The following is a 14,727-nucleotide window of genomic DNA, read 5'->3' as shown; positions in this document are numbered from 1 at the left end:
TGCACATGCAATTCTTTGACGACTCATTGCACCCGGAAAATATGGAAAAAGTGGTGATCACGGTTGCGCCGTATGGACCCGAATGGATGCCAGAAGACTTTCCCGAAGATATTCCAGTGACCATGGATGAGCAAATTCAAAAAGCGGTTGAGTGCTATGAAGCGGGCGCGACAGTGCTGCATTTACATGTCCGTGAGCTTGATGGCAAAGGCTCTAAACGCTTGTCAAAATTTAATGAGCTCATTGCAGGGGTTCGTGAAGCTGTGCCTGACATGATTATTCAGGTGGGTGGTTCGATTTCATTTGCACCAGAAAGTGAAGGTGAGGCAGCCCTATGGTTAAGTGATGATACCCGACATATGTTGGCAGAACTCACTCCAAAGCCCGATCAGGTCACGGTGGCAATTAACACCACACAAATGAATATTATGGAATTGCTCTATCCTGAATATTTAGAAGGGACTTCATTGGCACATCCAGCGACTCAGGCAGCATATGCAGAGATGACTGTGCCTGCAGGGCCTGCATGGGTTACCGAACATATTAAGCGCTTATGTAAAAACAATATTCAACCGCACTTTCAGTTAACAGGTATGCATGGGTTTGAGACGCTAGAACGTATGGTGCGTAAAGGGTTGTACATGGGGCCGTTAAACTTAACTTGGATTGGAATTGGCGGTGGTTTTGATGGTCCAAACCCATTTAATTTCTTTAATTTTATTCATCGCGTACCTGATGGATGTACTTTGACATCAGAATCTCTGCTCAAAAATGTATTACCTTTTAACACCATGTCGATGGCAATGGGTTTACATGCACGAGTGGGTAACGAAGACACGATCATTGATCATCACGGACGCCGTTTTTCATCTGTAGAGCAAATTAAGCAAACCGTTCGGATTGCCCATGAATTAGGCCGTGAAATTGCCTCAGGAAAAGAAGCCCGTGAAATTTATCGTATTGGGGTGCAATACAACAGTATTGAAGAAACTCTAATCGCAAATGGTATGGCACCCAACCGTAAAGCAGGGCAAAAAGGCGTGCCGCAGCGTAACTAATGTGACAAGGTCTAACGGAATTTAGACCTCAAATGTAGTGCAGCTTATTCACTTTGTTTTTAAAAGTGCGCTGCTGCACTAGCTAAATAGAAATTATAAAAAATACAAGGAGGTCGTATGAATACACATCAGTATTCAGATCAGATGAGCGATGTTGATACGTCAATCAGTATACCTCGTCGTTATGCATGGCTTGTTTTTGCTTTGACATTTGGTTTGCTCATTTCAGATTACATGTCAAGGCAAGTCTTAAACGCAGTCTTTCCTTTACTTAAAAATGAGTGGTTGCTCAGCGATAGCCAGTTAGGTTTGCTCAGTGGCATTGTCGCGTTAATGGTGGGTTTATTGACTCTGCCGTTATCTTTAATGGCAGACCATTTTGGGCGAGTGAAAAGCTTGGCTATTATGGCGGCTTTATGGAGTTTGGCGACTTTAGGATGTGCACTGGCTGAAAATTATGAGCAAATGTTTATTGCTCGTTTTATGGTTGGTGTGGGTGAAGCTGCTTATGGCAGCGTTGGAATTGCAGTGGTTGTGGCTGTTTTTCCACGAGAAATGCGCGCAACACTCGCCAGTGCTTTTATGGCGGGTGGCGTATTTGGTTCATTTTTGGGTGTAGCTTTAGGTGGTGTACTCGCACAGCACTTCGGGTGGCGTTGGGCATTTGGAGGCATTGCTTTATTTGGTCTCATTTTGGCTTTTCTATATCCAATTTTAGTGAAAGAAAACAGAATAAATGCAGCACCTCAAAATAAAATTCGTAGTAAAACCCAGCACATAAAAAGCCCTTTAAAAACTTTATATTCAAGTCGTTCAGTCATTGCCACTTACATTGGTAGTGGTCTGCAATTATTTGTTGGTGGCACAGTGATTGTCTGGATGCCGAGTTATCTCAATCGCTATTACGGCATGAGTACCGACAAAGCAGGCGTAATGGCAGCGATCATTTTGCTATGTAGTGCAGTAGGCACAATTCTATGCGGCATGTTGTGTGATTATTTGGGCCGTAACTGTCCAGATCGTAAGGTCAGTTTAGCGATTACATACTGCTTGCTCGGTTGTGTTCTTTTATCAATTGCTTTTGCTATGCCTGTGGGACGTAACCAGTTACTTCTCATCTGCCTCGGAATGTTTATTGCCCTAGGAACCAATGGGCCATCTAGTGCCATGGTGGCCAATCTCACACATAACTCAGTTCATGGCTCTGCATTTGCAACACTCACCTTAGCTAACAATTTTCTTGGTTTAGCTCTTGGTCCTTTAGTGGTTGGCAAAGTATCTGATGTGATTGGTTTACATAGCGCATTTCAACTCATGCCATTGGTCAGTATTGCAGCTGCAGCAGTATTTTTTTATGCCAAACGCCATTATCACAAAGATATCTCACGCTTTGAGCAGCAAGCAATAACTGAGCTTGAAAATCATTCAGGTAACCAAATACAAAAATGCGGGATGAATAACAAATGATGATTCGGCAATTACACATTGATGTATTTTTTGACTTTATTTGTCCTTGGTGTTTGATCGGAAAACGTCAGTTACTGATCGCTATAAATAGATTTTATCAGCTTCACCCCAAAGTCAAAGTTATCGTGCACTGGCGAGGTGTTCAGCTTATACCTGACTTAGCTGTTGAAGGTGTACCGTTTCAAACGTTTTATTTGAAACGGTTAGGTAGCTTGACAGCAGTTCGTATGAGACAAGAACAGGTCAATAAAGCTGCAAATAAAGTTGGGCTCAAGATCGATTTTGAGCAAATTAAACGAATGCCAAATACGGCCAAAGCTCATCGCTTATTTGATAAAGCTTTAAAGATAGGAACTCCTGAGCAGTGCAATGCGTTGTTAGAACAACTCTTTGCTGCATATTTTTATGATGGGTTAGACATCGGAAATACCACTACTTTATACAAAATCGCCAAACGCTGTGGTTTCCCGCGTGAACTGATCAAAGATTTGCTTATTCAAGATCATCAAGATTTTATCTCTGCAAGTACAGGAGGTAATGGCGTGCCTTACTTTATTTTTGATCGGGCTTCTGCCTTGGTGGGCGCGCAATCAGCAGATGCACTTTATCAAGCGATGCAAGAGGCAATGCTGGCACAAGGAGAGTTGATATGACCAACCGATTTCAAGTGCCTTTTGAAAAAATTCCAAATTCAGGTGAGCGGGCTTTTTTTAAAATTGGAGATAAAACTCTCGCACTATTTAACGTTGCGGCTCAATTTTATGCAATCGATGACAGTTGTCCTCATCAGGGCGCATCGCTATTTAGCGGACGTCTAGAAGGACGAGTGATTCAGTGCTGTGCCCATGGTCTACGTTTTGATTTAACAAATGGCTGTTTGGTTAATTCCTCTCAGCTCAAAGTTGCAACCTATCCCGTAGAAGTGATCGAGGACAAGGTATTTATTGTGATGGGCTGTGGGGAAAATCATGAGTAGTTTAGTTTTGAAAAATTTTTCCCAGCGTACAAGAGAATTAGCACCAGGTTTTGTGGTCAGTTCGGTCGTTGCAGCAGCTGCCTGTTTTTTATCAGAGCACTATGGCGCGCCAGTTATGCTATTTGCATTATTACTCGGCATGAGCGTGAATTTTTTAGCTGCTGAAAGTAAATGTAAGGCAGGTATCGAGTTTACTGCACGTAGTGTGCTCAGAATGGGTATCGCGTTACTCGGAATGCGTATAACTTTAGGACAAATTACCGCACTAGGTTGGCAACCAGTTGCGTTAGTTATCACTTTGGTTGTTGTCACAATTACAGTTTCTGTTATTGCCGCTAAAATTTTAGGCTTCCAAAAACTATTTGGCATGCTCACTGGTGGATCAACGGCAATCTGCGGTGCCTCAGCCGCACTGGCGCTATCCGCTGCTTTTCCAAATCATCCGCAAAAAGAAAAGGCGACTTTGTTTACCGTGATTGGCGTGTCGGCACTTTCAACCTTTGCAATGATTGTCTATCCGATGATTGCGAAGTGGCTAGAGCTATCTCCACAAGCGGCTGGTGTGTTTCTTGGTGCTACGATTCATGATGTGGCGCAAGTGGTCGGCGCTGGTTATAGCATGTCTACTCAAACTGGCGATACGGCGACTGTAGTTAAACTTATGCGTGTGGCCATGCTGCTTCCAGTAATCGTTTGTGCAGCCATGATTACCCGCATGCAAGGAGCAGATTCAACCGGAGAGCGACCACCATTACTGCCTTGGTTTGCCGTTGGCTTTCTACTACTCGCTTGTATTAACAGTACAGGATGGGTGCCAACGATGGTTCAAAATGGAATCAATGATTTATCGCGCTGGTTTTTAGTCATCGCAATAAGTGCTTTAGGAATGAAAACTCAGTTAAAAGAATTAGCATCTGTCGGCATTAAACCGATTCTTTTAATGATCGGCGAAAGCATCTTTTTAGTGGTATTGGTTCTTGGGCTTATGCGCTTGTGGTTTTAATTTCAAGAATTAGATTTTTAAGGAAGTTCTGGAGTAGTTTCCCAGCTTCCTTATACTTTAAATGACTTTATGGGGTGTCAAATAAAGAGAAATTAATTGAGCAGGGCTTTATTGTGACTACGCCACATATTTGGTGACATACCAAATTGGCTAATGAACCAACGGGTAAAAGAACTCGGCATTGAGTAACCTAAAATATCAGACACTTGAGCAAGTGAATAATTTAGATTTTTTAAATAACGAAATACGAGATCTTTGCGTACTTCATTCATTAAATCACTAAAACTCGTCTGAGCTTCTTCTAATCGACGTTGTAAAGTTCGTACATGAATACCATGTGTTTGAGCGACTTGATCAATAGTAGCGCGGCCCATTGGCAAAAGAAGATAAATACTTTTACGAATATCAAAAATCATGGTCGATTCATTGCTATTCTGCAAAATATCTAAATAACGTTGTGCATGGTTAGCCATAGCCAAATTTGCTTGAGGGTTTGTTGTATCAAGTTCGGCCGCAGTACAAACAATGCCATTAAAGTCACTACCAAACTCGAGCGCACAGCCAAAAATTCGCCGATGCAAAGTTAAATCACTAGGCGGGTTATGAGTGAAGTGTACACTTAATGGTCGCCATTTTTGCATCATGAGTGCTGCACAAAAACGATGGGTGATTCCTAAAGCAAGTTCTGTGGCTTGACGGCTATACCCGCAAGTTGTTGTTACAACTTCTTCTCGAATAACTACTGTATCGTCAATTTCTTCTATATATATTTCAAGTGAGTTATTGAGTAAATTCCTGTAACGAACAATCGTTTGCAGCGCTTCTCTCAAAGTATATTGGTAACTTAATAATAGGCTCAGTTCACCAAAATCCGCGATTTCGCGTTGCTCTGCCATATGTAAACCGAAAACATCGCAATTACTCATTTGGGCTGAGTCTTCAAGCAAGGTAATGGCTTTATCTACAGGAATACGTTGTTTAAGATCATTCAATTGAGTTTGGCTAAGCCCAACACGTGATAATAAATGGTAGGGATTTAGATCTAATTGCTGAGCAACTGCCAAATAATTTTTTAAAGAGGCGGTATGCGCAAGAGGCACCATTTTATTATCTCCTGTTCTTAATCAGCCATATTCCTTACAGCTCATATCTAGTTATAACTAAAATATCCACATTACAAAAGCTTTTATTTAAGCGCCTAATCATGATGTCGATTTAATTTTAAAGCTGTTCTCTTAATTCATTTGTAATTACAAAAACTATTTTAATTAATTTACGAAATTTTAAAAAGATGTGTCGTCAAATGAAAAGTCCGTGACGTCTTATGTACACCATTAACTGAAATGAGCCTTTATTGTGAATAGAGTTTTATAAAAATTCTTATGCATCCTAGATGGCAAAATTCACAGGCGTCGAAATGGAAAAAATACAAACCAAAGCAACAATTTTAATTATTCCGGGGTTACGCGATCATGTTCCCGAGCATTGGCAAACGATCTTAGAAACAAAGCTAGCAAAGGTTCGCTCTGTACCACCTGTAGAAACTAATAAACTCAATTGTGAAAATAGAGTTGCTGCTATTCAGGCACAACTCGAACAAATACAAGGGCCTGTCATTTTGGTCGCACACAGCGCTGGTGTGCTGATGACAATACACTGGGCTGCAAAATATCAACGACCAATTCAAGGAGCTCTACTTGTGGCTCCACCTGACTTAAACGAAAGCTGGCCAGAAAATTATCCAAGCCCAACTGTACTTCATCAAGAAGGATGGAGTCCTTTACCAGATCAAGAACTACCTTTCCCCAGCATTTTGGTTGCAAGCACCAATGACCATTTAGCTTGTTATGAAGCTGTCAGTGAAATGGCAGAAAAGTGGGGTAGTCGACTCGTAAATTTAGGTGAAGTGGGACATTTAAACCCTGCATCTGGCTTTGGCTATTGGCCTTTAGCTGAACAATTCATTCAACAGTTAGATCAGGTCGAACAACCAGCCTAGTGCAAAAAAATACCTGCTTATGTAAACCATTTAAAGCCAATGGATGGCTTTGAGTAATAAGCAATAAATAAAAAAATCATAGTTATAGGGAGATAATATGATGGGTCAGTACGTCTATTTAAATCAAAGAAATAATCACGTTCTATATATTCAAAAAATAGGTATTTCATTAAGCCTAATTTTATTCATGTCTAAAGCAAATGCAGCCAATTTTGATATTGATAAAGACTGGAAGTTCGAGACAAGGACGACATTAAGCTTAGGTGCCAGTTGGAGTACGCAAGATCCATCCGTTTCATTACTTTATCGGCCTGACGCAAACAAAATAGGTAAACAAGGCGCTAGCATTGATGTGAATGGTGATGATGGGCGTATGAATTTTAGTAAATATGATGCCATTTCACAGATCATCAGAGGCATAACCGAAGTTAAGCTAAATGGAAAACAGCAGGGTGCGGTCATTAGCACTAAATACTGGTATGACCATGCCTATGAGACAGGGCACGGAGACTTTAAACCCTTTAATGATTCAGCGTGGCCAAGGCTCGCAAAGTTCAAAGGTATCGATTTATGGAATGCCTATATATGGAAAGATTTTGAATTAGACGATGGAAAAAGCATCAATTTAAAATTAGGCAAACAGACTTTAAATTGGGGGAAATCTCAGTTTTTTCAAAACGGTTTAAATTCGGTGAGTGCTTTTGATTTTGCTGCAATTAACCGACCGGGTGGTGATGCAAAAGAAAGAATCATTCCAACCGAAATGTTTTCATTCGACACAAGCATTAATAAAAATTTGAAAATAGAAGGGTTCTATCAATTTAAATTTAGACCTTCAGTTGTTGATGGTAACGGAACTTTCTTTGAGATTTCAGACTTTGTGCCCGAAAATGCAGGTCCAGTTCTGATTGCTGGAGGTGGAGATAAATTATCGGATACCGCAATTCGTTTACGTACCTATATTCCACGTGCAGAAAGTAGAAAAGCAAAGGATAACGGCCAATATGGTATTGCTTTAAAACAGACATTACCCAGTTTAAATAATGCTGAGTTAGGTATTTACTATGCGAATTACCATAACCGTAATGCAAACTTTGATGGAACGGCCGTAACAGCTGCAGGACCCGAACATTTTAATAGCGCGAGTTATTTTTCTATCTATCCTGAAAATATCAAAATGTTTGGATTAAGTTTGACTGGTAAAGTTGGAACAACAAACGTTTTTAGTGAGTTAACCCACAAACCTAATCAACCTTTGCAACTAAACGGTACAGACATTGTCTATGCTCAAGTATTATCAGAAGGAACACCATTTGCACCGCCGGGAAAAACTGTTGGATTGGGTCAATATATCCAAGGATATGTACGCTTACCTGTAACACAATTTTCGGTTGGAGCAACTGGCAGCATATTCAATATTTGGGGTGCAAATTCGATGACATGGTCTACAGAGTTTGCCTTAAACCATATTGCAGATATTGGTAATCATCGGATTGGCCGGACAGGCGCATTTGGTCGTAGTGAGCTTTCAACAGGTGCTTATAATCCTGAAACAGGTGAGTTTAAATGTACGCCGTATGGTACAGCTCATCTTACCAATGCAGAAATTGATAACTTGAATGAACGCTTTTGTAATAAAAACGGTTTTTTTAATGAATGGTCATTAGGTTACCGATTACGTGGAGCATTAAATTATCAAGATATTTTACCCTCTACAGTGATTACGCCAAGTCTTAGTTTTAGACACGATGTTTATGGATATAGCCAAAACTTTCAAGAAGGGCAAATGAGTGTAACTGCGGCGTTATCTATGACTTATCAGCAAAAATATACAACAGAGATTGCCTATAATAACTTTTTTGGTTCTAATGAATTTAGCACGATAGATGATCGAGATTTTGTATCATTAACATTTAAAGCTAATTTTTAGTTCAATTATTTTATAAAAAATATAGAAAGGCTCGTTATAAATGATATTTATACGTGGAGGATAACTTTGAAATTTAGATCAAAAATTGATTGGTGGCTTTTACTCATATTTATTGTTGTCACTGGCAATATCCTTATGAAAATTTATGAAGCAAATCATCATTATTCTTTAGCTTCAAATTTTCAGCACCTCTTCATTTATAGTTTAGTCATTTTGGTTATTTGGCTTCCGGTCTTTAACACGTATTACGTAGTAGAAAACAACACATTAATCATTAAGAGCTTGGTATTTCGATGGAAAATTAATATCAATGATATTACTCAAATAGAACCTACCCATAATCCACTTTCTTCTCCAGCATTATCGCTAGATCGACTTAAAATTTATTATATGAAAGATGGAAGAATGGCTACAGTAATGATCTCGCCCAAAGATAAAGAGAGCTTTTTAAATACTTTAAACAATAGTTCTGGGACCAAGTTCTAATTGATAGTTAATTAAGAAAGTAAATTAAGTGCCTAATAAATACTCAGTTATGTATTAGATTTTTGAAAAATACGGTCTGTAATGCTCAGCACAGTTAAATAAATCAACTATAAGTCTCTCTTCTAAAGCATTAACCTGTATTTATTGCGAATAAATAAAATGGAGATAAAAGATGCTTAACGATTTTTTGAAGCCAACTTTAGGCATTACGGTTGTATGTGTACTTGCAGGATGTGCGTCATCCTCTCAATATCCAATTACTGATAGTTATGGCCCAGAACCAAAACTTCCTGAACCAAAAACAAGCTTATTACCGACCGTTAATATAGCCCCAGCAGAAGGTTGGCCAAATGGCGCTATGCCTACTCCAGCAGAAGGTTTAAAGGTCAAAGCCTTCGCCAAAGGACTTGAGCACCCGCGTTGGCTTTATGTATTACCAAATGGCGATGTATTGGTTGCTGAAACAGATGCTCCGCCTAAACCGGAAGACAGCAAAGGTATTAAAGGTAAAATCATGACTTTTGTGATGAGGCGTGCAGGCTCATCTCATCCGAGCGCAAACCGTATTATTTTACTTCGTGATACCAATGGAGACGGCGTCGCTGACCAGAAAACGGTATTCCTTAAAAACTTAAATTCTCCATTTGGTATAGCATTGGTAAGTAATAACTTATATATCGCCAATACGGATGCACTGGTGCGTTTTCCTTACCAAGAAGGGGAAACTCAAATTACAGCCAGTGGAACCAAAGTATTGGACTTACCGGGTGGTGCTTTAAACCACCACTGGACCAAAAATGTAATTGCTAATCGCGAAGGTACAAAGCTCTACATTACTGTCGGTTCTAACAGTAATGTTGCTGAAAATGGTTTAGATCAAGAAAAAGGTCGTGCACAAATTACAGAGTTTGATATTGCAAGTGGTCAGTCTCGCCCATTTGCAACAGGACTACGTAATCCTAATGGTATGGCTTGGCAACCTCAAAGCGGTAAACTTTGGACAGTGGTTAATGAGCGCGATGAAATCGGTAGTGACCTAGTACCCGATTATATGACTTCGGTTCAAGACGGTGCTTTTTATGGTTGGCCTTATAGCTACTATGGTCAACATGTAGATGTGCGAGTAAAACCGCAAAATCCTGAAATGGTTGCTCGTGCAATTAAACCCGACTATGCACTAGGCAACCATACGGCTTCTTTAGGCCTTGCATTTTATGCAGCCGAACTGATGCCACAATTTAGAGGTGGGGCATTGATCGGTCAGCATGGTTCTTGGAACCGTAAACCTCACAGTGGTTATAAAGTCATTTTTGTACCATTTAGAAGTGGTCAGCCTTCTGGTCCACCGCAAGATATTTTGACTGGATTCCTCAGCGATAAAGGCAAAGCGTATGGTCGCCCTGTGGGTGTAGCAATTGATTTCTCAGGTGCTGTGTTAGTTGCAGATGATGTGGGCAATACGATTTGGCGCGTTTCGCCAGTTGCAGAGACAACTTATGAGAGTCCAACCCAGCAATCCATTAGTAGTTCAGTGACTCAACCTTAAAAAGGTTGGACAAAATAGGTTTATTTTATGCAAATATTACGGTTATCTGATTACCCTCAATACAAAGAAATGGCTGCACAGTGGTTTTCTGAAAAATGGCAAATCCCTGTGGAAGCCTATCTTGATAGCATTCAGATTTCCATTGATCAAAAACATGCTATTCCACAGTGGTACATTGTTTTAAATGAAGATAAGCATTTAATTGCTGGAGCAGGAGTCATTGATAATGACTTCCATGAGCGTAAAGATTTAACACCAAACTTATGTGCTTTATTTGTAGAAGAGAACTATCGAAACCAAAATATTGCAAAGCACATTTTAGATTTTATACGTGAAGACTTGAGTAATCAGGGCATCCAAACACTTTATTTAATAACAGACCATACCGAGTTTTATGAAAAATGTGGTTGGCGGTTTTTAATGTTGGTAAAGGATGAGGAAGGCGAGATGGTACGTATGTATGTAGCAGATACTTTTTAATAGAATTTAAAGAGCATCTAAAAAAAAATAGCCTCTATAGAGGCTATTTTTTTATAGGCTTATTTACTTTTAAAGTTTTTAAAAATCAAAAGAAGGGCAACAAACGATAGTAAAATAATAAAACTAATATAACTATTTGCTGTACTCATCAGCCCAATTTTCCCAACAAAATAGCCAGCTAAAATTGCTGGAACACTAAAAGCCAAATAACTTTCAACAAAAAATGCAGCCATAAGTCCTGCGCGTTCCTCTGGTAAAGCTAGAGGCATTACTGTGCGAATTGCTCCCATGAAAGCTGTACCAAAACCCACACCCGTAATAATAGAACCAAGAAATAAAACTACTGCATTTGTAAAATTAATTGCTAAAAATAAAACAGTTGAACCAATAGCAATTGAAAGAGTACCTATTAATAAAATACGATAATTTGTCGACTTTCTAAGCGTTAATATACCTGCCGCACCTGAGAGTGCTAGCGCTATAAACATAACACCGTTTAGCCATGCAGATGAAGTATGGAAAATTTTTGCCAGTAAAGAGGGCATAAGTGATAGGAAGAAACCACTGACCATCCAAAGAGCAATATTAATAGGGCTAATACTCAATAAAGCACTTTTTGTTTGTGGAGGAATAGCCATATTGGGCTTTAAAGAGGCAAGAGCACCCGATCTCTTTTGGGCTGTTTCAGGAGTAAAAAAACTTAAAATGAGTTCACAAATAAGAAGAAGACATAAAAATTCAAAAACAAGCTGTAACGGTTGGGCAGAGAATTGCAAAATAGAACAAGTTAGAAATATACCAACAGCCATGCCGACCATTGGTGCGATACTATTAATAAGCGAACCCTGAAGCTTACTAAAATCTAAAATTGCTGCGCCTATAGCCGAGACAGCAAGCCCTGTTGCGATTCCTTGTAAGCCCCGTGCAATAAATAACATCGAAACATCTGAAGCAAATAAGAAAAAGCTCATCGAAATAATTTGCAGAAAAATGGCTGCAATAATGACAGGACGACGTCCAATATAGTCAGACAAAGAACCAATAATCAGTAATGAACCCAGCAAAGTAAAAGCATAAGTTGCAAAAATTAAAGTCAAAGTGACAGGTGAAAATTGCCAAAGCTGTTGGTATAGACGATAAAGTGGAGTCGGTGCACTAGACGCTGCCATAAAAGTCATGAGCGTGATTGTATTGAGTGTCAATGCACTTGCACTATCTAACTGAAAAACTGATCCAGACCGTTTTGAACTTGAATTGTTCATATAAGATGAATAACATAAAAGCGAATATTTAGCTTTTATACATTATTTTCACACTAAAGCAAATCTTTAGCTTTAGTGTATTTTGTATATAGATATAAATATTTATAAATTTTTTGATTCCTTTTACAGAGTTTATAAATGGCAAAAGTTGTTACTGGTTTACGTCCTGGCGGTCGTAGTGAAAGAATTCAAACTGCGGTGCACCAAGCGGTAAAAGAGCTTCAAAAAACCTTAGAGCAGAGCCAGATTACCATACCTATGATCGCTCATGAGGCAGGAGTAACACCTTCGACAATTTACCGCCGTTGGGGCGATATTAATCAGCTATTTTCAGATGTAGCCCTAAATGAACTTAAACCTGATATGGAACCAAAAGATTTAGGTTCATTTCAGCTAGATATCACTGCATGGATTGAACAATATTTTGAGGAGTATTCTTCTGAAGTTGGTCAAACATTATTGCGTGATGTGCTATATACAGCCGACTCTTCAAATGCAAGAAAATGTGAAACCTTAATTATTCAACAACTTGATATTATTCAAGCCAGAGCTAAATCGCGTAATGAACCCACTATAAATAATGAAGAAATTATCGAAGCTGTTATTGCCCCTATGCTATTTCGCATCTTATTCACTGAACGTACCTTAAGCTTAGATTACGTCCACATTTTATTGGAACGGTTATTTAACGCTCCCTAATTTGAATTAATTTATCAAAGCCTATTAGTAGGATTTTTTTAACAAAAAAGAGACACTTTATCTTGTTAAAAAATTATATATCAATTTTTCTTATTATTTTTAAAATAAATTTTCATAATTTATAATTTACATGTTTTTTATAAAATCATTTATTTAATAAATGTTGTGCTGGTATGAGACAATTAAACTTCTACAGCCATTTTTGTGCATGTTTTTACTTAAAATATTAAGATTAAATAATGCTTTATAACGAATTTTGGTTGTTTTTTTATTTTTTAAAACTAGAAAATTAAAATGATTTTATATAATTTATTGCATGATTATTGAATTTGACATTTTTTAAATTTATAACACAGGCCGTTTTTTATTCTTTACAATGGCTTTTCCTTGATAAAGCAGCTTGTGGTGCACGCTTTATATTTTATTTTTTTATCCCCATCGAAAAGGTATTTAGATAATGGATTTCAATACCCTTGACCAAGAAACGGTACAGAAAAAACAGAAGTTTCACCAAATTTTGTATGTACAGGTCATCTTTGCAATTATTTTGGGCATTTTAATTGGTCATTTTTACCCAGAACTTGGCGAAAGTTTAAAACCGCTTGGTGATGCATTCATCAAGATCGTTAAAATGATTATTGCTCCCGTCATCTTTTTAACCGTTGTTACAGGCATTGCCAGTATGACAAACATGAGCCGAGTTGGCCGTGTAACTGGTAAAGCTATGCTTTATTTCCTTACCTTCTCAAGCTTGGCGCTAGTAGTTGGTATGATTGTGGCAAATATTATCCAACCAGGTAAAGGTCTTAATATTGACCCCGCTACCTTAGTCAACGATAAAGTAAATACTTACGTTGAAAAGGCGCATGCAACAAATATTACTGACTTCTTCATGAATATTATCCCGCAAACTCTAGTTAGCCCTCTGGCAGGTGGCGAGATTTTGCAGGTTCTGTTTGTGGCGGTGTTATTTGGTATTTCTTTGGCTGCATTGGGTGACCGTGCACGTCCAATTACCGACTTCTTAAATAACTTAACAGCTCCAGTTTTTTACCTTGTTGGTATGTTAATGAAGCTGGCTCCAATCGGTGCTTTTGGTGCAATGGCTTTTACCATTGGTGCGTATGGAATCGAATCAATTGGTAATTTATTACTATTAATTATGACATTCTATATTACAGCGGTATTGTTTGTCATAGTGATCCTAGGAGCAGTAGCCCGTTACAATGGCTTCTCAATTATTCATTTAATCCGTTATATCAAAGATGAACTTTGGTTGGTTTTAGGAACAAGTTCTTCTGAAGCAGCTTTACCATCTTTAATGGATAAAATGCAAAAAGCAGGTTGTGAAAAATCGGTGGTAGGTTTGGTGATTCCGACAGGTTATTCATTTAACCTCGATGGTACAAATATCTACATGACTATGGCGGCTCTATTCATCGCACAAGCGTGTAATGTTGACTTATCAATTAGTGAACAAATTGCATTGCTTCTTGTGGCAATGGTAAGTTCTAAAGGTGCAGCAGGGGTGACTGGTGCAGGCTTTATTACTCTGGCTGCAACTCTATCGGTTGTACCGGCGGTTCCTGTAGCAGGTATGGCTTTAATTCTTGGTATTGACCGTTTTATGTCAGAGTGCCGTGCATTAACAAATTTAGTTGGTAATGCTTGCGCAACAATTGTTGTAGCACGATGGGATAAAGCTTTAGATAAAGATCTTTTAGATAAAGCTTTAAAGAATCCTAAAGCAGAATAATCTTATAAAAAATCTGTAGCTGAGGACAATTTGGGAGAGTAGCCCCGCTACAGATTTTTTGTTTA

The 14,727-nt window shown here is 38.7% G+C and carries 14 protein-coding genes; 12 read left to right on the top strand and 2 right to left on the bottom strand.

Annotated elements, in window-relative coordinates:
• The first annotated feature begins 5 nt into the window (after positions 1-5).
• The 5 genes from J536_RS14615 (at position 6) to J536_RS14600 (ending at position 4,504) form a co-directional block, all read left to right on the top strand.
• On the top strand, positions 6-1,058 hold the full coding sequence (locus J536_RS14615; RefSeq protein WP_032055590.1) for a 3-keto-5-aminohexanoate cleavage protein: 1,053 nt from the start codon (positions 6-8) through the stop codon (positions 1,056-1,058).
• Between the two features lie 117 nt (positions 1,059-1,175).
• The gene (locus J536_RS14610; protein WP_032055593.1) at positions 1,176-2,525 is read left to right on the top strand and encodes an MFS transporter; all 1,350 of its coding nucleotides are present in this window, start codon (positions 1,176-1,178) and stop codon (positions 2,523-2,525) included.
• Positions 2,522-3,178 carry a DsbA family oxidoreductase gene (locus J536_RS0104525; RefSeq protein WP_032055596.1) on the top strand — a complete coding sequence of 219 codons (657 nt, stop codon included), beginning with the start codon at positions 2,522-2,524 and terminating at the stop codon, positions 3,176-3,178. Before J536_RS14610 ends, J536_RS0104525 begins: the two co-directional genes overlap by 4 nt.
• A gap of 14 nt (positions 3,179-3,192) precedes the next feature.
• Positions 3,193-3,501: a Rieske (2Fe-2S) protein gene (locus J536_RS14605; protein WP_080759619.1), complete on the top strand. Its 309-nt coding sequence runs from the start codon at positions 3,193-3,195 to the stop codon at positions 3,499-3,501.
• Positions 3,494-4,504: a YeiH family protein gene (locus tag J536_RS14600; protein ID WP_032063205.1), complete on the top strand. Its 1,011-nt coding sequence runs from the start codon at positions 3,494-3,496 to the stop codon at positions 4,502-4,504. Before J536_RS14605 ends, J536_RS14600 begins: the two co-directional genes overlap by 8 nt.
• 92 nt (positions 4,505-4,596) lie before the next feature.
• On the opposite strand, the gene J536_RS14595 is transcribed toward J536_RS14600, so the two are convergent.
• The gene (locus J536_RS14595; RefSeq protein WP_032055603.1) at positions 4,597-5,607 is read right to left on the bottom strand and encodes an AraC family transcriptional regulator; all 1,011 of its coding nucleotides are present in this window, start codon (positions 5,605-5,607) and stop codon (positions 4,597-4,599) included.
• A gap of 290 nt (positions 5,608-5,897) precedes the next feature.
• Between J536_RS14595 and J536_RS14590 the strand changes: the two genes are divergently transcribed.
• The 5 genes from J536_RS14590 (at position 5,898) to J536_RS14570 (ending at position 10,945) form a co-directional block, all read left to right on the top strand.
• Positions 5,898-6,503, top strand: coding sequence for an RBBP9/YdeN family alpha/beta hydrolase (locus tag J536_RS14590; RefSeq protein ID WP_080776751.1), 606 nt, complete (start codon positions 5,898-5,900; stop codon positions 6,501-6,503).
• 100 nt (positions 6,504-6,603) lie between these two features.
• A complete protein-coding gene (locus J536_RS14585) occupies positions 6,604-8,433 on the top strand; it encodes a DUF1302 domain-containing protein (RefSeq protein ID WP_080776769.1) in 1,830 nt (609 codons plus the stop codon).
• A 66-nt stretch (positions 8,434-8,499) separates the two neighbouring features.
• Positions 8,500-8,919 (top strand): PH domain-containing protein, encoded by a 420-nt coding sequence (locus J536_RS14580; protein ID WP_032055608.1) that lies wholly within the window; start codon positions 8,500-8,502, stop codon positions 8,917-8,919.
• A gap of 172 nt (positions 8,920-9,091) precedes the next feature.
• Positions 9,092-10,465, top strand: coding sequence for a PQQ-dependent sugar dehydrogenase (locus J536_RS14575; RefSeq protein ID WP_032055612.1), 1,374 nt, complete (start codon positions 9,092-9,094; stop codon positions 10,463-10,465).
• Positions 10,466-10,492: 27 nt separating this feature from the next.
• Positions 10,493-10,945, top strand: a complete 453-nt coding sequence (locus J536_RS14570) for a GNAT family N-acetyltransferase (protein ID WP_005073564.1) — start codon at positions 10,493-10,495, stop codon at positions 10,943-10,945.
• Between the two features lie 59 nt (positions 10,946-11,004).
• Here J536_RS14570 and J536_RS14565 read toward each other — a convergent pair whose 3' ends face one another.
• Positions 11,005-12,207, bottom strand: a complete 1,203-nt coding sequence (locus J536_RS14565) for an MFS transporter (protein ID WP_032063204.1) — start codon at positions 12,205-12,207, stop codon at positions 11,005-11,007.
• Between the two features lie 138 nt (positions 12,208-12,345).
• On the opposite strand from J536_RS14565, the gene J536_RS14560 reads away from it, so the two are divergent.
• Together J536_RS14560 and J536_RS14555 are read left to right on the top strand one after the other, a co-directional pair.
• On the top strand, positions 12,346-12,906 hold the full coding sequence (locus tag J536_RS14560; RefSeq protein WP_014207150.1) for a TetR/AcrR family transcriptional regulator: 561 nt from the start codon (positions 12,346-12,348) through the stop codon (positions 12,904-12,906).
• 457 nt (positions 12,907-13,363) lie between these two features.
• Positions 13,364-14,662 carry a dicarboxylate/amino acid:cation symporter gene (locus J536_RS14555; protein ID WP_002119617.1) on the top strand — a complete coding sequence of 433 codons (1,299 nt, stop codon included), beginning with the start codon at positions 13,364-13,366 and terminating at the stop codon, positions 14,660-14,662.
• Positions 14,663-14,727: the final 65 nt, after the last annotated feature.

The sequence above is a fragment of the Acinetobacter sp. 809848 genome (assembly GCF_000581275.1).
Lineage (GTDB): Bacteria > Pseudomonadota > Gammaproteobacteria > Pseudomonadales > Moraxellaceae > Acinetobacter > Acinetobacter pittii.
Note: the sequence above shows the minus strand (reverse complement) of the source record. Positions and strands in the feature narration are given on the sequence as shown.

Coding starts and splice junctions, on each gene's coding strand:
- J536_RS14585 (WP_080776769.1), top strand. CDS start 6,604: ATGGGTCAGTACGTCTATTTAAATCAAAGAAATAATCACGTTCTATAT.
- J536_RS14610 (WP_032055593.1), top strand. CDS start 1,176: ATGAATACACATCAGTATTCAGATCAGATGAGCGATGTTGATACGTCA.
- J536_RS14560 (WP_014207150.1), top strand. CDS start 12,346: ATGGCAAAAGTTGTTACTGGTTTACGTCCTGGCGGTCGTAGTGAAAGA.
- J536_RS14615 (WP_032055590.1), top strand. CDS start 6: ATGCAATTCTTTGACGACTCATTGCACCCGGAAAATATGGAAAAAGTG.
- J536_RS14595 (WP_032055603.1), bottom strand. CDS start 5,607: ATGGTGCCTCTTGCGCATACCGCCTCTTTAAAAAATTATTTGGCAGTT.
- J536_RS14575 (WP_032055612.1), top strand. CDS start 9,092: ATGCTTAACGATTTTTTGAAGCCAACTTTAGGCATTACGGTTGTATGT.
- J536_RS0104525 (WP_032055596.1), top strand. CDS start 2,522: ATGATGATTCGGCAATTACACATTGATGTATTTTTTGACTTTATTTGT.
- J536_RS14570 (WP_005073564.1), top strand. CDS start 10,493: ATGCAAATATTACGGTTATCTGATTACCCTCAATACAAAGAAATGGCT.
- J536_RS14565 (WP_032063204.1), bottom strand. CDS start 12,207: ATGAACAATTCAAGTTCAAAACGGTCTGGATCAGTTTTTCAGTTAGAT.
- J536_RS14555 (WP_002119617.1), top strand. CDS start 13,364: ATGGATTTCAATACCCTTGACCAAGAAACGGTACAGAAAAAACAGAAG.
- J536_RS14600 (WP_032063205.1), top strand. CDS start 3,494: ATGAGTAGTTTAGTTTTGAAAAATTTTTCCCAGCGTACAAGAGAATTA.
- J536_RS14590 (WP_080776751.1), top strand. CDS start 5,898: ATGGCAAAATTCACAGGCGTCGAAATGGAAAAAATACAAACCAAAGCA.